Origin of the sequence: Actinomycetospora chibensis (genome assembly GCF_028737215.1) — a bacterium.
GTDB classification, from domain to species: Bacteria; Actinomycetota; Actinomycetes; order Mycobacteriales; family Pseudonocardiaceae; genus Actinomycetospora; species Actinomycetospora chibensis.
The window spans coordinates 237,802-255,023 of sequence record NZ_JAQZAM010000010.1 but is presented as its reverse complement, the minus strand read 5'-3'; the positions used below and the strand labels follow the sequence as shown (position 1 = coordinate 255,023).

22 protein-coding genes are annotated in these 17,222 nt (G+C 75.2%); 14 read left to right on the top strand and 8 right to left on the bottom strand.

Annotated features, from left to right (window positions below; translation table 11 throughout):
- Positions 1-77 precede the first annotated feature (77 nt).
- On the bottom strand, positions 78-857 hold the full coding sequence (locus PH189_RS17460; protein WP_274190077.1) for an enoyl-CoA hydratase/isomerase family protein: 780 nt from the start codon (positions 855-857) through the stop codon (positions 78-80).
- 125 nt (positions 858-982) lie between these two features.
- On the opposite strand from PH189_RS17460, the gene PH189_RS17455 reads away from it, so the two are divergent.
- The 4 genes from PH189_RS17455 to PH189_RS17440 are packed head-to-tail and all read left to right on the top strand — an operon-like array spanning position 983 to position 3,588.
- Complete coding sequence (locus tag PH189_RS17455) at positions 983-1,687, top strand: dienelactone hydrolase family protein (protein WP_274190076.1); 705 nt, start codon at positions 983-985, stop codon at positions 1,685-1,687.
- Positions 1,684-2,463 (top strand): HAD-IIA family hydrolase, encoded by a 780-nt coding sequence (locus tag PH189_RS17450; RefSeq protein WP_274190075.1) that lies wholly within the window; start codon positions 1,684-1,686, stop codon positions 2,461-2,463. Before PH189_RS17455 ends, PH189_RS17450 begins: the two co-directional genes overlap by 4 nt.
- Positions 2,464-2,480: 17 nt before the next feature.
- Entirely contained in the window at positions 2,481-2,885 is a 405-nt protein-coding gene (locus tag PH189_RS17445; protein ID WP_274190074.1) for a ChaB family protein, read from the top strand.
- Positions 2,878-3,588, top strand: a complete 711-nt coding sequence (locus tag PH189_RS17440; protein ID WP_274190073.1) for a CPBP family intramembrane glutamic endopeptidase — start codon at positions 2,878-2,880, stop codon at positions 3,586-3,588. Before PH189_RS17445 ends, PH189_RS17440 begins: the two co-directional genes overlap by 8 nt.
- A gap of 15 nt (positions 3,589-3,603) precedes the next feature.
- Here the strand turns inward: PH189_RS17440 and PH189_RS17435 are convergent, their stop codons facing one another.
- From PH189_RS17435 to PH189_RS17425, 3 genes are all read right to left on the bottom strand, one after another.
- Positions 3,604-3,951, bottom strand: coding sequence for a hypothetical protein (locus tag PH189_RS17435; RefSeq protein WP_274190072.1), 348 nt, complete (start codon positions 3,949-3,951; stop codon positions 3,604-3,606).
- A 187-nt stretch (positions 3,952-4,138) separates the two neighbouring features.
- Positions 4,139-4,525: a hypothetical protein gene (locus PH189_RS17430; protein WP_274190071.1), complete on the bottom strand. Its 387-nt coding sequence runs from the start codon at positions 4,523-4,525 to the stop codon at positions 4,139-4,141.
- Positions 4,526-4,621: 96 nt separating this feature from the next.
- On the bottom strand, positions 4,622-5,035 hold the full coding sequence (locus PH189_RS17425; protein ID WP_274190070.1) for a helix-turn-helix domain-containing protein: 414 nt from the start codon (positions 5,033-5,035) through the stop codon (positions 4,622-4,624).
- Positions 5,036-5,173: 138 nt separating this feature from the next.
- Here PH189_RS17425 and PH189_RS17420 point away from each other — a divergent pair, with 138 nt between their 5' ends.
- Together PH189_RS17420 and PH189_RS17415 are read left to right on the top strand one after the other, a co-directional pair.
- Positions 5,174-6,562, top strand: coding sequence for an aldehyde dehydrogenase family protein (locus PH189_RS17420; protein WP_274190069.1), 1,389 nt, complete (start codon positions 5,174-5,176; stop codon positions 6,560-6,562).
- Positions 6,563-6,632: 70 nt separating this feature from the next.
- Complete coding sequence (locus tag PH189_RS17415) at positions 6,633-7,286, top strand: hypothetical protein (RefSeq protein ID WP_274190068.1); 654 nt, start codon at positions 6,633-6,635, stop codon at positions 7,284-7,286.
- Positions 7,287-7,380: 94 nt separating this feature from the next.
- Here PH189_RS17415 and PH189_RS17410 read toward each other — a convergent pair whose 3' ends face one another.
- The 3 genes from PH189_RS17410 to PH189_RS17400 are packed head-to-tail and all read right to left on the bottom strand — an operon-like array spanning position 7,381 to position 9,278.
- On the bottom strand, positions 7,381-7,827 hold the full coding sequence (locus PH189_RS17410) for a DUF2267 domain-containing protein (protein WP_274190067.1): 447 nt from the start codon (positions 7,825-7,827) through the stop codon (positions 7,381-7,383).
- Positions 7,828-7,881: 54 nt separating this feature from the next.
- Positions 7,882-8,199, bottom strand: coding sequence for a hypothetical protein (locus tag PH189_RS17405; RefSeq protein WP_274190066.1), 318 nt, complete (start codon positions 8,197-8,199; stop codon positions 7,882-7,884).
- Positions 8,199-9,278 carry a glycosyltransferase family 9 protein gene (locus PH189_RS17400; RefSeq protein WP_274190065.1) on the bottom strand — a complete coding sequence of 360 codons (1,080 nt, stop codon included), beginning with the start codon at positions 9,276-9,278 and terminating at the stop codon, positions 8,199-8,201. The genes PH189_RS17405 and PH189_RS17400 overlap by 1 nt, the downstream gene beginning before the upstream one ends.
- 37 nt (positions 9,279-9,315) lie before the next feature.
- On the opposite strand from PH189_RS17400, the gene PH189_RS17395 reads away from it, so the two are divergent.
- The 5 genes from PH189_RS17395 (at position 9,316) to PH189_RS17375 (ending at position 13,749) form a co-directional block, all read left to right on the top strand.
- Positions 9,316-10,188: an MBL fold metallo-hydrolase gene (locus tag PH189_RS17395; protein ID WP_274190064.1), complete on the top strand. Its 873-nt coding sequence runs from the start codon at positions 9,316-9,318 to the stop codon at positions 10,186-10,188.
- Between the two features lie 234 nt (positions 10,189-10,422).
- Positions 10,423-10,545, top strand: coding sequence for a hypothetical protein (locus PH189_RS17390; RefSeq protein WP_274190063.1), 123 nt, complete (start codon positions 10,423-10,425; stop codon positions 10,543-10,545).
- 79 nt (positions 10,546-10,624) lie between these two features.
- The gene (locus PH189_RS17385; protein ID WP_274190062.1) at positions 10,625-11,764 is read left to right on the top strand and encodes a glycosyltransferase family 4 protein; all 1,140 of its coding nucleotides are present in this window, start codon (positions 10,625-10,627) and stop codon (positions 11,762-11,764) included.
- A complete protein-coding gene (locus PH189_RS17380; protein WP_274190061.1) occupies positions 11,764-12,750 on the top strand; it encodes a glycosyltransferase family 9 protein in 987 nt (328 codons plus the stop codon). Before PH189_RS17385 ends, PH189_RS17380 begins: the two co-directional genes overlap by 1 nt.
- Before the next feature lie 9 nt (positions 12,751-12,759).
- A complete protein-coding gene (locus PH189_RS17375) occupies positions 12,760-13,749 on the top strand; it encodes an aldo/keto reductase (RefSeq protein WP_274190060.1) in 990 nt (329 codons plus the stop codon).
- A 7-nt stretch (positions 13,750-13,756) separates the two neighbouring features.
- On the opposite strand, the gene PH189_RS17370 is transcribed toward PH189_RS17375, so the two are convergent.
- Positions 13,757-15,214 (bottom strand): LuxR C-terminal-related transcriptional regulator, encoded by a 1,458-nt coding sequence (locus PH189_RS17370; protein WP_274190059.1) that lies wholly within the window; start codon positions 15,212-15,214, stop codon positions 13,757-13,759.
- A gap of 149 nt (positions 15,215-15,363) precedes the next feature.
- Here PH189_RS17370 and PH189_RS17365 point away from each other — a divergent pair, with 149 nt between their 5' ends.
- The 3 genes from PH189_RS17365 to PH189_RS17355 all read left to right on the top strand — a co-directional run bounded on the left by PH189_RS17365 (position 15,364) and on the right by PH189_RS17355 (position 17,222).
- On the top strand, positions 15,364-16,053 hold the full coding sequence (locus PH189_RS17365; protein ID WP_274190058.1) for a GntR family transcriptional regulator: 690 nt from the start codon (positions 15,364-15,366) through the stop codon (positions 16,051-16,053).
- Between the two features lie 199 nt (positions 16,054-16,252).
- Positions 16,253-16,657 (top strand): GlcG/HbpS family heme-binding protein, encoded by a 405-nt coding sequence (locus tag PH189_RS17360; protein ID WP_274190057.1) that lies wholly within the window; start codon positions 16,253-16,255, stop codon positions 16,655-16,657.
- 91 nt (positions 16,658-16,748) lie between these two features.
- Positions 16,749-17,222: a diol dehydratase small subunit gene (locus PH189_RS17355; RefSeq protein WP_274190056.1), complete on the top strand. Its 474-nt coding sequence runs from the start codon at positions 16,749-16,751 to the stop codon at positions 17,220-17,222.

Sequence of the window (17,222 nt, the reverse complement as noted above, 5' to 3'; positions counted from 1 at the left end):
CCTGTCTCCGATGTGCTGAGACAGACCTGTGTCAGATGTGCTGAGACATCACAGGTCGCCATGACGACCCGGATCGCTCACGTGGCCGTCGGCCATCGCGGCGGACGCTTCTCCAGGAACGCGCCGATGCCCTCGCGGCCCTCCGGGGAGAGCCCGCGCTCGCCGATGCTCGCGGCCTCGGCGTCGAGGTGGGCGTCGGTGAGCACGCCGCCGGCCCGGCGCACCAACCGCTTCGTCGCGGCGAGCGCCTCGAACGGGCCGGCCGCGATCCCTTCGGCGATGCCGTCGGCCGCGAGGCGCAGGTCCTCGTCGGCGACGACGCGGGACGCCAGACCGCAGGCCAGGGCCTCCGCGGCGCCCATCGGTGCGTTGGTGAGGAACATGTCCATCGCCCGCGCCCGGCCGGCCGCTGCGGGCAGCAGCGCGGTCATGCCGCCGTCGGGGGTGAGCCCGATCGCCGCGTACGCCGGCCGCAGACGGGCGCCCGCGCCGAGCACGATGAGGTCACCGGAGAGCGCCAACGACAGCCCGATGCCCGCCGCCCAGCCGTTGACGGCGACGACGACGGGCGCCGCGAGGTCGAGCAGGGCCCGCTGACCGACGTGGATGGCGTCGGCCAGCTCGGAGAGGCTGCGGTCGGGCTCCGCGGCGAACCCGGAGATGTCGCCGCCGACGCAGAAGTTCGCGCCCTCGGCGACGATCTCGACGCAGCGGGCGTCCCGGGCCGGGCCGGAGAGGGCGGCGAGGAACTGCCGGCCGAACGCGTGGTCGACGGCGTTGTGACGCTCGGGGCTCGCCAGCACGAGCCGGCACACGCCGTCGGACTGTTCGACCCGAATCCGTTCGGGGTCACTCACGGGCTCTCCCCTCGTTGCGCTGAACTGATGGTCGAGCTCCGCTCCGCTTCGTCTCGCTCGGCCGCGGGGATGCTGCCACGCTCGACCCCACCAGCACCGGCCGAGATGATCGAGGGACGACAGACGTGCCCGACCTGCACATCCCCGCCTCCGCGGGCAGTCACCAGTCCGCGTTCCTCGCCGTGCCCCCGGTCGGCGACGGCCCGTTCCCCGGCGTCGTCGTCCTGCAGGACGCCTTCGGCCTGCGGGGGACGCTGCGCGAGCACACCGAACGCCTCGCCGCCGCGGGCTACCTGTCGGTGGCGCCCGCCCTCTACACCGCCCGCGGTGGGGGACCCCGCTGCATCGCCGCGACGATGAAGTCGATGTCCACGAACACCGGCCCGGTGTTCGACGACATCGAGGCGGCGCGCCGCTGGCTCGCCGGGCGCGAGGACTGCACGGGCCGCGTCGGCGTCATCGGGTTCTGCCAGGGCGGCGGCTTCGCGCTCATCGCGGCGGCACGCCACGACTTCGCCGCGGCCGCCCCGAACTACGGCCGGGTGCCCGACGACGCCGAGCGCGAGCTCGAGGGCATCTGCCCCGTCGTCGCGAGCTTCGGCGGCAAGGACCCGTCCCTCAAGGGCCACCCCGAGCGCCTCGAGTCGGCGCTCACCGCCCTCGGCGTCGAGCACGACGTGCACACCTACCCGGACGCCAACCACAGTTCCCTCGAGCCGACGCCGCCGCCGCTGGCCGTCTTCGGTCTGGGTCTGCACCGCCCGTCGGCCGAGGACGCCTGGGGCCGCATCCTGCGGTTCTTCGACACGCACCTGCGGGAGACGCCGTGACCGAGCCCCTCGAGAGCTACCTCATCGACATGGACGGGGTGCTCGTCCACGAGGAGAACGCCCTGCCGGGGGCCGACGACTTCATCCGCCGGCTCGGCGAGGCCGGCAAGCGCTTCCTCGTGCTGACCAACAACTCGATCTACACCCCTCGCGACCTCCAGGCCCGCCTGCACGCGAGCGGCATCGAGATCCCGGCGGCGTCGCTGTGGACGAGCGCACTGGCCACCGCCCAGTTCCTGGACGACCAGCGCCCCGGCGGCACCGCCTTCGTGGTCGGCGAGGCCGGGCTGACGACGGCCCTGCACGACGTCGGCTACATCCTCACCGACCGCGACCCCGACTACGTCGTCATCGGCGAGACCCGGACGTACTCCTTCGAGGCGATCACCCGTGCAATCCGCCTCATCCAGGGCGGTGCCCGCTACATCGTCACGAACCCGGACGCGACCGGCCCGTCGCCCGAGGGCACGCTGCCCGCCGCGGGCTCGGTGGCCGCGCTGATCACCCACGCGACGCGCAAGGACCCGTACTTCGTCGGCAAGCCCAACCCGCTGATGATCCGCGCGGGCCTCAACACCGTCGGCGCGCACTCCGAGACCACCGCCATGATCGGCGACCGGATGGACACCGACATGGTGGCCGGCATGGAGGCCGGGCTGCACACGATCCTCGTGCTCTCCGGCGTCACCGACCCCGCCGAGATGGACCGCTACCCGTACCGCCCGAGCCAGGTGGTGCAGAGCGTCGCCGACCTCGAGGTGGGCGTGCGGGGCTGACCGGGTACTTCGCGGACATGCCCGAGGATTTCGAGGATCTCCCGTCGACGCTGCAGCGGTCGCCCGAGAGCGCGCGCAAGACCTACGCCGAGGCCAAGGAGTCTGCCGAGGGGACCTACGGCAAGGGTGAGCGCGCCAGCCGGACGGCGTACTCGGCGCTCAAGCACACACACGAGAAGGTCGGCGACCACTGGGAGCCCAAGGAGGGGAAGGGCCCGTCGGACTCGCAGGCGCGCAGTGGCGGCCCGAACCCGAGCGGTGAGTCCGCGGGCGGGGTGGACGCCAACGCGAGCAAGGAGCACCTCTACGAGCGTGCCCAGCAGCTGGGCGTCGAGGGTCGCTCCGACATGACCAAGGACGAGCTCGTCGAGGCCCTCCAGAAGGAGAACGATCGGCAGACCCGCAGGTCCCGGGGTGACTGAACCCGCGGCTCCCGCCGCCGACCCCGCCGACCCCGCGCCCACCATCCGGCCGTCGCTGGGATGGCTCGAGCTCGGCGTGGCAGCCCTGTCCTACGTGGTCGTCCAGCTGGCCCTGGCCGTCGTGGCGGGCCTGCTCTCCGAGGGCGTCCCGTCCGCCCCCGTGCTCGTGGCGATCTCGGGTGTCTCGGCGCTCGCGGCGGTCGCCATCGCGCTCTCGCTGCGGGTGCGCTCGCGCGCCGCCGTCGGGCTGGTCCGCGTCCCCGTGCGCACGGTGCTCGTCGGCATCGGACTCGGCGTGGTCGTGTGGCTGGTCTCACGTGCCCTGATCCTCGCCTACGTCGCGATCACGGGGGATGCGTCGGACCCGCAGGCCGCGCTCACCCTCTTCAGCGGCCCGGTGGCCGCGACCCTGGTCGTCCTCATCGGCGGGCTCGTCGTCCCGCTCGGTGAGGAGCTGCTCTTCCGGGGAGTGGGTTACGGCGTCCTGCGGCGCCTCGGGCAGGTCGTCGCCGTCGTGCTCTCGGCCGGGGTGTTCGCGCTGGCCCACGGCCTCAACGTCGTGTTCGCCGCCGCGCTGCTGCTCGGCGTCGTCAACGCCGTGCTCTACGAGCGCACCGGCTCGATCTGGCCGCCGGTCGCCGCCCACGCGACGTTCAACCTCATCTCGTTCGCGCTGGTGCTGGCGGTCGGCGGCCAGGTCTGACGCGAGTTCGACGGCTCAGGACGCCGCGAAGGCGTCGAAGCCGAACTTGATCGCCGTCGGGTCGCGCCGCACCGTCACGACGCCGGCGGCGTCCTGGGTGTCCAGCTGGCACAGCAGACGGACGAGACGGTGCGCGGCTCCCTCGGGCTCGTCGGCCGTCTGCGCCAGCGTGCGGTGCGACGCTCCGACGTTCCACTGCGACGTCGTACCCGCACCCTGACTGACCGCGATCACGACATCGAGCAGCCAGCGGGCCGGCTTGCCGGTGAACGCCGCCGTCTGGTGGGCGAGGACCTCGACGACCTGGTCGGCGCGGACCAGCCCGTGGTCCTGGGTCTCGATCCATACCTGGTTCAGCGCCATGACCCACCTCCTCGCTGCGGGGCGACATCGCCTGCCGGCGGGAGCCGGGCCGACGTCCGGAACGACCCGAGTCGAGGAAGGGTCGGCGTACCGCCGTGGGTCGGTCGTTCCGGTCGGCCCCGGACTCCCGCCGGGAGGGCCATGCAGTAGCAGGGACCGTTGATCGGATCGCGTGTGCGGTGGGTCATCACCTCCTCGTCGAGACGGTCGTCGCGGGCGGGTGCACCGGAGGCGCCCGCGTCCGGGGAACGGGTCGTCGACGGCCACCCCGGGCCCTCGCCGTGCCGAGCCGGGGCAGGTCCCCGCCGGCGGACACCCCGCGAGAGGATCTCGGCGGGGGCTCACGGCGGGCCCTCGGGCCGCGCCGCGGAGGTGTCGCGCGAGGCGCGGGCCGTTCCTCGCCCCAGGGCTGCTCGGCCATCACGAGGGCGACGAACTCGGCGTCGAACACGGCCTGGTCCACAGCGGGCCCGCCCTCGATCAGCACCAGAGGCTCCGGGGCCGGGACACCCCCGCGACCGCGTCGCGGTGTCTCCTCGAGGCCCTGCGCCCCGTCGAGCACGTCGACCGTCATGACGAACACCTCCTCCGGTCGCCACTCTCACCGGCTCCAGCGCCCTCGCCACGATCTGCGAGATACCTACAACTCTAGCTAGAGCTTTTCGACTGTTCAACCCTGAGGTCGGTCGTTCCGGCCCTGGTCAGGCTCATGGCGGGCGGAGTCGCGTTGCCGGCGCGCCGTATCGCGTTCGTCGAGCGCGGTGTCCCGCTCGCGGCGGGCCCGGTCGCGCTCCTCGGTGGTGGCGGCGTGCCGCGCGCGCTCGTCGGCGAGATCGGCGCGCAGATCGAGGATCTTCGTGGCGCCGGCCAGGGTGTGACCGTGATCGGTCAGCTCGCGCAGTGCCACGACCCGGGCGAGGTGGTTGCGGGAGTAGCGCCGGTGCCCGCCCCCGGAACGGGCCGGGCTGACCAGTCCCGCGGTGTCCAGGCTCCGGAGGAACGCGGCGGTGACCCCGAGCAGCTCCGCGGCCTGTCCCATGCCGTAGGCGGGGTGGTCGGGATCGTCCAGACGGTCCAGAGTCATGCGTCGCCTTCTCCCACCGGGCGTCCGGGCCGCACGGTACCCGGGTCCGGGACACCGGGCGGAGGAGCCGGTGGGCGTGGTGATCGGCCGGCTGCCCGGACGAGGCGTACCCGGGGCCCCGAGGTGGAACCCGACCCCGTGAGCACCCCCACCGACACCGCCATCGAGATCCACGACCCCGCGACCGGGGAGTTCGTGGGCAGCGTCCGCCCCGCCGGCCCCGACGAGGTCGACGCCGCCGTGGGCCGGGCACGCACCGCCCGCGACGCCTGGGCCCGCACGGCGCCCGGCGACCGCGCCGGCCTGGTGCGCGACGCCGCCGGGGCGCTGCGGGGCGTCGCCGAGGAGTTCGCGCGCCTCAACGAGACCGAGACCGGGCGGCCCTACGACGACGCCCTGGGCGGGGTGCTGGCCGCGGCCGGGACGCTCGAGCAGTACGCCGAGCTGGGCCCGCTGCACCGCGGGCGCTCGCTGCAGGGGTCGTGGGACGCGACCGACCTCATGGTCCCCGAGCCCCGCGGGGTCGCCGCGGTGATCACGCCGTGGAACGACCCGGTGGCCGTGGCGGGCGGCCTGATCGGCGCGGCGCTGGTCACCGGCAACACCGTCGTGCACAAGCCCAGCGAGCGCTGCCCCCACCTGGGGCGACGGTTCGCCGAGCTCGTCGCGTCCTTCCTGCCCGAGGGCGTCCTCGAGATCGTCGACGGGGCGGGCCCGACCGGTGCCGTGCTGTCCGGGCACCCGTCGATCGACCTCGTCGCCCACGTCGGCTCGATCAACGCCGGGCGCGCCATCCGCCAGGCCGCCGCCGGCACGGGCGCGCACGTCCTGCTGGAGAACGGGGGCAACGACCCGTTCGTCGTCGACGCCGACGTCGACCCGCGCTGGGCCGCCGAGCAGGCGGCGCTGGGGTCCTACGCCAACGGCGGCCAGGTGTGCGTGTCCGTCGAGCGCATCTACTGCGCCGCGGCGATCGCCGAGCCGTTCCTCGACGCGCTGGCCGAGGAGGCCGGGCGCTGGGTCTACCGGCCCTCGGCGGCGGGCGAGAAGGCCCTCGGTCCCGTCGTGGACCGCCGGCACCGCGAGCACGTCCACTCCCACGTCGCCGCCGCGGTCGAGGACGGTGCGCGGGTGCACGCGGGCGGATTCGTGCCCGAGGGCGAGGGCGCCTTCTACCCGGCGACCGTGCTCTCCGGACTGACCCCGACGATGACGATCCTGCGCGAGGAGACCTTCGGGCCGGTGGCGCCGGTCCGGGTGGTCGAGGACTTCGCGCACGGGCTCGCCGAGGCGATCGACGACCCGCACGGACTCGCCGCGACCGTGCTCACCGGCAGCATCGCCCACGCCCAGCAGGCCTGGCGCGAGCTCCCCGTCGGCACCGTGAAGATCAACGGGGTGTTCGGCGGTGCGCCGGGCGGGGCGGCCGAGCCGCGCGGTGTGTCGGGGTCGGGCTTCGGCTACGGCCCGGAGCTCCTCGACGAGATGACCACCACCAAGGTGGTCCACTGGTCGCCACTTCCGTGAGGCAGTTGCTGACCCTGAGTACGTGTTGATCGAGGCGTGACCCCCGGACGGGTGCTGTCGTTACCCCGACGTGACCAATGACGACGACGCCGTCACGGCCGCCGCACCGACGACCGCACTCGTCCGGCCGGCCCGTCCGCGCCCGGCGCCGCGGTGGCCGCTGGTGCTCGGCCGGTCGGTGCTCGGCGTCGCCGCCACGGTCACGGGCGTGCTCGGGGTCGGCGTCGCGACCGGCGCGACGCCGATGCTGTCGATGGTCGAGGGGCCGCAGGCCTCGCTCGCGGTCCCGCCCCCGCCCGTCGTGCCGGTGCTCGGCCCGCCGCCGTCGGTCGAGGCGACGACCACGGACACCGGCGAGACGACGACGCGCACGACCACGCGCTCACCGCGCCGGACCGTCGACGACGAGACCACCACCGCCCGCCGGACGGCCCGCCCGGCACCGGTCGTGCCCGTCGTCCCGGAGCCGGAGCCGGAGCCGGAGCCGGAGCCCGTGCCCCCGGCGCCCGTCCAGCCGTCGCCGGGTGGTGGCGGGCCGGACGGCGGCGGGCCGGGCGGTGGCGGGCCGGGCGGTGGCGGGCCGGGCGGTGGTGGCGAGGACGGCCAGAACGGCGGCGGCGGTGGCGAGAACGGCGGTGGCGGCCAGGGTGGCGGCGGCCAGGATGGTGGTGGTCAGGATGACGGCGGCGCTCAGCAGCCGCGTCTCACCACGGGCGCCGGCTGACCGGTCCCGCGACGGACTTCGGTGACGGAACCCGCGCTGCGCGCGGGTTCCGCCACCGGAGTCGAGGGCGAGGTCGGGCTCGGTGTCGGCAGCCTCAGCGCACGAGGGCGACGAGGTCGCCCGGGAGCTGCTCGAGGGTCCGGTCGACCTGGTCCTCGGGCAGCCACTCGCGCAGCAGGTGCAGCACCTGCTCCACCTGGTGCTCGACCTTCTCGGCGTCCACGGACGTCACGCGCCCGGAGACCGCGTCGACGAAGGCGTCCTTCGTGACGGAGCGGGCCTGGTCGTCCTTCGGGCGCTGGGCGCGCAGCTCCGCGGACAGCTCCGGGGGCAGGCTGACCGTGAGGTCCTGCGCGAGGCCGGAGCTCACGGCCTTGCCGAGCTCGTTCAGCGTGGCCCGGACCAGCACCTCGGCCTCGGACTGCGTCTCCAGCCCGATCCGACGCTGCACCTGCCCGGTGAACGCCGCGAGCGTCGCGCTCGAGCGCGCCGGGTTCGGGTCGTCGGGGTTCTCGTCGGACTGCACCGGCGGGGTGGTCATGTCTTCTCGTGCCTCCAGCTCGTGACTGCTTCTTCTCCGGACACGGGCACCCACTCAGGAGGCAGGCGCAAACCCCTCGTCGCCCGCGCGTCGCACTCCTTCGGTCCAGCGGTCGCGGCGCTGGGCCTCGGTCTGCTCCCACCACTCCGGGCCCCGCTCGCCGAGTGCGGTCTTCGCCGCGTGCACCCGCGCCCGCGCGGACGCCTCCGCGTCGGCGTCGTCCGCGCGCTTCGCGGTGCCCACGTCCCGGCGCGCGGCCATGAGCCAGCGGCGCAGGACGGAGGCGTCGTCCTCGGGGATCAGCGGGTCGGTCGCCCGCCAGCGCCGGCCGTCGATCACGACGTAGTGGCCGTCGTCGGTGTGCTCGACCATCACGCCACGCCCACGCGACGCAGCCGTCGGGACGCCGCGAGCACCTCGTCGGGGCCGATCTCCAGGCACTCCTGGTCGAACGGGCACACGAGCTGGCGGCACGGGCTGCAGGAGACGGGACGCGTGAGCACCTCGGCGCGGGTGGACCGCGGCCGGTACTGGTCGACGGTCTCGGTGCCGGCGAACAGCTCGACCACCGGGGCGCCGACGGCGTCGGCGAGGTGCACGCCGCCGGAGTTGTTGGCGACGACGACCTCGGCGTCGGCGAGCACCGCCGCCAGGTCGCCGAGCTCCAGGCCCGTGACCGGCAGTCCCACGTCGCCGGCGACCGCCGCGACGAGCTCCGCCTCGCGCTCGGTGCCCGTCACCGCGACCGTCAGCCCGTCGTCGGCGAGTCCCCGGACGACGGCGGCGAACCGCTCGGCGGGCCAGCGTCGCGACGGGCAGCTCGCGCCGGGCGCGACGACGGCGTAGCGGGCGAGGTCGAGCGCGGCGGGGACGTGGGTGTCGAGGGGGACGCGGGCGTGCAGCGTGTGCCCCTGCGACGGCACGCCCACGGCGGCGAGCAGGCCGAGCATGCGGTCGACCTGGTGCACCTCGTCGGGCGGGGCCGGCACCCAGTGGGTCAGCAGGGCGCCACCGAACTCCTTCGACGTGCCCACCCGGACACCGATGCCGGCGCGGCGGGCGAGCTCGGCGGCCGGCCACGGCGACTGCGAGAACGACGTGAGCACGATCGCGGCGTCGTGGTCGCGGGCGGTGAGCTCCTCGACGAGGTCGGCGTCCGGGTCGGCGCCCGGGACGAGGTCGAGCTGCTGCCAGGACACCGAGGCGGTGACGACGTCGTCGACCTCGGGGAGCAGGGCGGCGGCCGCCGTGCCGCCGGGGGAGGCGAGGAGGTCGAGCGACGCGTGCGGTGCCACGGCGCGCAGCGCCCGGAACACGGGTCCGGTCATGAGGACGTCGCCGACGTTGTCGGGACGCACGACGAGGATGCGGCGCATCGCGGACCACTCGGGGTCGCCGTGCCCGGGTCGGTGCGCGGCGGGGTGCCGGAGGTCGGCGGGGAGGTCGGGCACGGCGACGAGTACCCGAAGGTGCTGGCAGGCTCACCCCGTGAGCTGGTCGCGCTGGTTCCACACCCGGCCCGTCGCCCGCGACGTCTGGCTGGTCGCCGAGCCCGGCCACGTCAACTCGTGGCTCGTCGCCGGGCGCGACCGCGCGGTGCTCGTCGACAGCGGGCTCGGGATCGCCCCGATCCGCCCGGTGGTCGAGGGCCTCACCGACCGGCCCGTCGACGTCGTGCACACCCACGCCCACCTCGACCACGTCGGCGGCGACGCCGAGTTCTCCCGCGTCGCGATCCACGCGGCGGGGGTCGCCGAGCTGACGGCGGGCGCGAGCGCGGCGGAGCGGCGCCGCTACCTCGCCCACACCCGCCGGATGCTCGCCGCCGCCGACGCCTACCGGTCGCTCGACCGCGACTTCTTCCACCTGCTCTCCGCCGACTCCGACCCACGCCCGCTGCCGCCCGGCGTCGACGAGACCACGTGGGCGCCCGGACCGGCGCCCACCCCCGACCTCCTCGCCGAGGGGGACGTCGTCGACCTGGGCGGTCGGGAGCTGCGCGTGCTGCACACCCCGGGCCACAGCCCGGACTCCGTCTGCTTCCTCGACGAGCGGGCCGGCCTGCTGTTCGGCGGCGACACGGTCAACACCGGGCCGGCCTACGCCCAGGCCCCGGAGGCCGACCTCCCCGCGTTCGCCGCGTCCACCGCCCGGCTGGCGGAGCTCGACGTCCACCTCGTCCTCATGGCGCACTTCGGCCGCGCGGTCGCCGAGGGCGCCTACCTGCGCGAGGTCGCCGACGCCTTCGCGCGCCTGCTCGCGGGGGACGCCGTCCTGCGCCCTGCGCGCGACTGTGACGACGACCCGGTGCGCGAGGCCGTGTTCGACGCCTGCTCGATCTACGTGCCCGCCGAGGAGTGAGCGCGGGTCCGAGACACCTGGCGGCGTCGAGGTCCTCGTCTTCGCCGACGCCTCCCGCGACGCGCTGGCGCAGCGGGCGCTCGCCCGCGGACCGGACCTGACCGAGCGGGCGCTCGGGTTCCTGCGGGGCCGGCTGCACGCCGGGTTCGCGCCGGAGCGGGGAGCTTCGAGCTGGTCACGCTCGAGGTCCCCGCGGCGTTCGAGCCCGGCGGCGGCGACGTCGTCCTGCGGTTCGTGTTCACCCTCGACGCCGCGCCCGAGGAGTACGGCGACACCTGGTTCGAGGTGGCGTTCACCGAGCGGGAGCACCCGCCCGACCCGTTCCGGCCGGTGGGGATACGCCTCGGCTTCTGGTGAGGCTTCTGGTGAGGCTTCTGGTGAGGCTTCTGGTGAGGCTCCTGGTGAGCGAGTGGCCGGGATCGGGTACCGACGGCGGGTGGCTGACCTCCGCGTCGCGCTCGTCCACGGGCGCGCCGACCCCGCGCACGACGGCGTCGCCGACTACACCGTCCACCTCGCCGAGGCCCTCGACCGCCACGGCGTGGACGTCGTCGACGTGCCCGTGGACCCGGGGGCGCGCGGGCTGCTGCGCGCGGCGCGCTCGCTGCGCGCGAGCGGCGCGGACGTCGCGCACGTGCAGTTCGCGCCCTCGGCGTTCGGATTCTCCGGCGCACCGGGCCTGCTCGGCGACCTCGCGGGGATGCCGCTGGTGACGACGCTGCACGAGTACGGCTGGTGGTCCTGGGCGCCCCGGGTGCCCGACGGCGTGTGGTCGTTCCTCGAGCGCCGTCGCCTCGCCGACCGGGAGACCGGGCGCCTCGTCCCGCGCAGCGCGGCGGTGCTCACCACCAACGGCGAGCACGCCGCGACCCTGCGGGACCGTCTCGGCGTCGAGGCCGGCCGTGCCCCGCTGCTGCCGAACGTCGAGGTCGACCCGGACGCCCCCGACCGGGCCACCACCCGGCGCGCCCTCGGCGTGCCCGCGGACGCCGAGCTCGTCGTCTTCTTCGGCTTCGTGCACCCGGTGAAGGGCCTGCGCTACCTCGTCGACGCCGTCGCGCGCCTGGCGGCCGAGCGCCCGCGGCTGCACCTGCTGGTGCTCGGCGGGTTCACCTCGCTCGCCCTGCCGGAGGACGAGGCCGCGGCGTTCCGCGACGAGCTGACCGCGCACATCGCCGGGGCGGGCGCGACCGACCGCGTGACGATCACCGGCCACCGCCCCGCCGGCGAGGTCTCGGCCGCGCTGCAGTCCGCGGACGCCGCGGCCTTCCCGTTCACCGCAGGGGCCACCCTCAAGAGCGGCGCGCTGCTGGCCGCGCTGGATCACGGGCTCCCGACGCTGATCACCCGCCGTCCCGACGCCCCCGCGGACCCCGACCTCGTCGACGGCGGGACCGTGGTGATCGCCCCGCAGGTGCGCGACGCCGACGTCCTGCTCGACGGGCTGCGCCGCCTGTTCGGCGACGACGACCTGCGCGCGCGGGTCGCGGCCGCTGGGCACCGTCTCGTCCGCGGCCGCGACTGGGACCGGCTCGCCGCGTCGCACGTGGCCACCTACCGGGCGGTGCTCCCCTAGTGCGCCGCGTCCTCGTGATCGACCTCCTCGGCGGGCTCGGCGACCTGATCATGGTGCTGCCGAGCGTGCACGCCTTGGCCGAGGCGCACCCGGACGCCGAGCTCGCCGTCCTGACCCACGCCCCCGGCGCCCCGCTGCTCGCGCGCGACCCTGCCGTGGGCGCGGTCCGCACCGCCGAGAAGCACGACGAGCGCGCCGCGGTGGAGGCGGCGCTCGCCGACCTCGTGCCCGACCTCACGGTCACGACCACGCGCTTCGACGGCATCGGCGACCTCGTGGACGCGGACGCCGCCGCCCGCGGCACCCGGGCGGTGAGCAATCTCTGGCGCCGCCCGCCCGCCGACGAGCTGGTGGGCGAGCGCTACCAGCGGATCCTCGCCGCCGAGGGCGTCATCGCCGCCACGATCCGCCCGCCCCGCGTCGTCCTCGACCCCGCCGAGCTCGCCGCCGGACGGCACGCGCTCACGTCAGCGTGGGGGCCACGCTGGCACTCAGCGTCAGGAAGTCCACCCGCTCACCCGACACCCACCGTCCTCGTCCCCGACGCCGGCATGGCGGTCAAGCGCTGGCCCGCCCGTCGGTGGGCCGAGCTCGCGCACTCCCTCCCCGGCCCCGTCCTCTCGATCGGCCCCGTCGACGGCGCCGAGCAGCTCCCCCCGACCGACCTCCGCGGCCTCGCCGCCCAGTTCGCCGCCGTCGCCGAGGCCGGCGGGGTCGTCGTCGGCCCCGACACCGGCCCGGTGCGCCTGGCCGCGGCGGTCGGCGCCCGCACGGTCGCGCTCTTCGGCCCGACGGCCGCGACGCGCTACGGCCTGGAGGAGGGCACCAACCTCCAGGGCCTCCCGGAGTGCCCGCACCGCATGCCGACGGCCATCACCGAGCAGGTCTGCTGGTGGGAGGCCGCCTGCCCGCTCGCGCCCGAGCCCGCCTGTCTGCTCGATCTCACCGTCGACCGTGTGCGCGGGGCCGTGGTCGCCGACGGGTAGAACGGGGACATGCGCTACCTCGATCTCCCCACGGCGAAGAAGTGGTCGGCCATCGGGCTGGGCACGTGGCAGTTCGGTTCCCGCGAGTGGGGATACGGGCAGGACTACGCCGCCGGCCCCGACAGCGAGGCCGCGAAGATCGTGGCGCGCGCCCTCGATCTCGGCGTCACGGTGTTCGACACCGCCGAGGTCTACGGCCTCGGGCGCAGCGAGCGCATCCTCGGCGACGCCCTGGACCGCGCCGACGCCGACCCGCAGACCACGGTGGTCGCGTCGAAGATCTTCCCGGTGCTGCCCGTCGACCAGGTCGTCGTCCAGCGCGGCACGTCCAGCGCCGCCCGGCTGCGCCGCAAGCTCGACCTCTACCAGGTCCACCAGCCGAACCCGCTGATCGGCGACGGCACGACCATGGCCGGCATGCGCACCCTGCAGGCCGCGGGCGTCGTCGACGAGGTCGGCGTCAGCAACTACTCGCTCGACCGCTGGCAGGGCGCCGAGACCGCGCTGGGCACCCAGGTGATCTCCAACCAGGTGCAGTACAGCCTCGTCTCCCGGGAGCCGGACAAGGAGCTGCTGCCCTACGCCCGCACCGCCGGGCGCGCGATCCTCGCCTACAGCCCGCTCGCCCAGGGTCTGCTCTCCGGCAAGTTCGACGCCGACCACCGGCCCGCGAACCGCGTGCGCTCGCTCAACCCGATCTTCCTGCCGGAGAGCCTGCGCCGCGTCACGCCGCTGATCGAGACGCTGCGCGCGGTCGCCGACGCGCACGACGCGACGCCGTCGCAGGTCGCGCTGGCCTGGACCATCCACCACCCGGTGGTCGTCGCCATCCCCGGCGCGTCCAGCGTCGCCCAGCTCGAGAGCAACTGCGCGGCCGCGGAGATCACGCTGACCGACGACGAGTACCTCGCGCTCACCGTGGCCGCCGAGTCGTTCCGGCCCGTCGGGGGCTTCTCGGCGCTCACCGGGATCGCCCGCGCCCAGCTCGGGGTCGGCTGACCGCCCGTCAGCCGAGACGCGCGAGCATCGTCCGGTTGTGCGTGCCGGTCTTGCGCAGCAGGGACCCGACGTGCTTCTCGACGGTCTTGGCGGAGATGGCCAGGGCCCGGGCGATCTGGCGGTCGGTGAGCCCGCGGGCGACGAGGCGTCGCACCTCGGTCTCGCGGGGCGTGATGCCGGTGGCCGGGCGGGGCGGGGCGGCGAGACGACCGAGCTGGTCGTCGGCCAGCAGACTCTCGCCGCGCCCGGCGGCCGTGACGACGGCGACGAGACGTTCGGCGCCCGCATCCGGGTCGACGCAGCCCTTCACGCCGGCGGCGACGGCGGCACGAAGCCGGTCGTCGGGACAGTCGTCGGCGAGCAGGACCACGGCCGGGGGATCGGGCAGGGCGGCGAGGCCGTCGAGCTGGGCGACGAGGTCGTCGCCCAGCAGGTCGTGCTCGACGACCAGCACGTCGGGGCCGAGCAGGCGGCAGGCGCCGGCGAGGTCGTGGGCGCTGCCGGTGGGCGAGACCTCGGAGACCATGCCCAGCCCGGGCGCGCCGAGCTGCAGCAGTCGGACGACGCCCGCCCGCACGACGGGGCGCCGCGCGGCGACCACGACGCCGGTGCGCGTTCGGCCGGGGGCGGGCACCGGGCCCGCGGTGCAGGGCACGGTGAGCCGCAGGCGGGCACCGCGTCCCGGCGCGCTGTCGATCTCGAGCTCGCCGTCGAGCCGACGCGCCCGCGCGGCCATCGCCCGCAGCCCGAGCTGCGCCCCGGTGGCCGCGACGCGCCGGCGTGACTGGGCGCCCGCGTCGAACCCGCGCCCGTCGTCCTCGACCAGCACGGTGAGGGTGCCCGGGCCGTGCAGCAGGCCGACCCGCACGCACGCGGCGTCGGCGTGGACCGCGACATTGAGCAGGGCCTCCTGCACCATGCGGAAGACCTCGTCGGCCACGTCGTCGGCGACGGTCCCGGCGCCGACGGTCATGAGGTCGGCGCGCGTGGTGCCGCGGGCCTCGACCCACGCGAGCTCCTCGCGGACGGCCTGCTCGAGGGTGCGCCCGGCGAGGACGCCGCCGTCGGCGAGCGCGAGGGCGGCGTAGTCGGCGAACAGCTCGGCGAGGTGGAGGTCGGCGGGGGAGAAGCCGCCGCGCCCGGCGGTGACGACGCAGGCGCCGACGACCCGCGGACCGCGACGGACGGGGACGGCGAGCACGCCCGGCTCGCCCGGGGCGTCGAGAAGCACCGGGTCGCAGCTCGCGACGAGCTCCTCGACGACGCTCGCGGGCACGGCGACGCCCTCGGCGTCCGGCCCGGCGAGCACAGTCCAGGTGCCGGTGGCCTCGTCGACGCGCACGACCCAGCCGTCACCCCCGGTGAGGGTGCCCAGGTGGTCGGCGATGCGCCGCAGCAGCGGGTCCGGCGTGGCAGCCGGTGAGGGGGAGGCGGTGACGACGCTGGACGGTGCCGGTACGACCACCGGTGGCCTCCCTGAGTCCTCGGCGACGGTCCTCACGACACCGCTCCCGGCCGGCAGCTACGCGGAGCCCCCGATCGGTTGGATGCATACAAGATGCATCGATGAGATGAGAGTAGGGTCACCGCGACTCCGAGGGCAAGGGCGGTGCGGTGACGGCGACCGGCGGGATGTCGGCGAAGGAGCGGGCGTACCGCGACACGAAGGCCCGCATCCTCGACGGGTCGCTCCCGGGTGGTGATCTCATCACCGAGGGTCAGGTCGCCGATGCGCTCGCGATGAGCCGTACCCCGGTGCGGGAGGCGTTCCTGCGGCTGGAGGCCGAAGGCCTGCTGCGGCTGTTCCCGAAGCGCGGCGCGCTGGTGGTGGCGGTGTCCCCCAGCGAGGTCGAGGCGGTGCTCGAGGCCCGGGAGCTCGTCGAGGGCCACGCGCTGACCAAGCTCTGCGCGTCGCCGGAGGCCGACCGCTCCGTGGTGGCCCACTCCCTGAACGAGGTGCTCGACATCCAGCGCGCGGCGCTGGCGGCCGAGGACGAGCCGGCCTTCGCCGAGGCCGATCGGCGCTTCCACATCACGCTCGTCGAGAGCGCCCGCAACATGATCCTGCTCGAGCTCTACGCCTCGCTGCGCGACCGGCAGCTGCGCATGAACCTCGGCTCGCTGGACCGCGGCCCCCACCGGCCGAACGAGATCCTCGCCCAGCACGAGGCGATCGTCGACGCGCTCGGCCGGGGTGTCGCCGGCGAGGCCGTGCTGCGGCTGCGCGAGCACCTCGACGCCACGCGCGGCGCGGTGGTCGGCCGTACGGCCGGCGCCGGCGGCGCGAGCGCACTGGGCCGCTAGGGGCCCGCCCGCTGGTCCGGGCGGCCTGGGGGAAATCCCCCAGGGATCCCGGTGGGGACTGTCCCCGTGGTCCGGGACGCCTCCGCGCTCCTAGCGTCCTGCCTCGCCGGGCGGTGCCCGGCCGCCCGCCTCCCGACCGGTCCCTCCCGTGGGCCGGTCCGGTGCAGGGCGTCCACACCACTGCGCGGAGGTGACCCGGATGCCGGGACTGACCCTGGCCGAGGCCCGCCGGATGCTCGACGCCGGCCTGGCGGAGGCGGACAGGATCGGCCAGCCGATGAACGTCGCGATCCTCGACGCCGGCGGCCACCTGCTGGCGTTCGCCCGTCAGGACGGCGCCATCCGGGCCAGCATCGACATCTCCCAGCGCAAGGCGACGACCGCGCTGCTCATGGAGGCGCCGACGGCCGCGCTCATGCCCCTGGTGCAGCCGGGCGCCGAGCTGTACGGCCTCGAGCAGACCGCCGGCGGGATGGTCGTCTTCGGCGGCGGGATCCCCGTGCAACGCGACGGCGAGCTGGTGGGCGCCGTCGGCGTCAGCGCCGGGTCCGCCGAGCAGGACGTCCAGGTCGCCGAGGCCGCGGTCGCGGCCGTCAAGGCGTGATCAACCCCACCCCGGTACGCCGCCACCCGACCACGACCGCCGCCGAGGTCGTGGTGCCCACCGCGACCGCCTCGGCCGAGGAGAAGACGTCATGACGACGAACCCGGATCTGGCACCCGAACTGACCCCCGCGGACTACCCGCTCTCGGTCCACCGCCCCGAGTTGCTGCACACGCCCACCGGCAAGACCCTCGACGACCTGACGATGGCCGCGGTCGTCGCCGGGGACATCACGTCCGAGGACCTGCGCATCAGCCCGGAGACCCTGGCCCTGCAGGGCCAGCTCGCCGCGGCCGCCGGCCGCCGCCAGCTCGCCGAGAACTTCCAGCGTGCCTCGGAGATGACCACCATCCCGGACGCCGAGGTCCTGGAGATGTACAACTCCCTGCGGCCCAACGCCTCCACGGCGGCCCAGCTCGAGGAGATCGCCTCGAAGCTCGAGAACACCTACTCCGCCACCACGTGCGCCGCCCTCGTCCGCGAGGCGGCCCAGGTCTACGCGGCCCGCAACCTGCTCGCGGAAGAAGAATCCCCCGTCGCTCCGCTCGCCCCGCAGGAGGCCTGA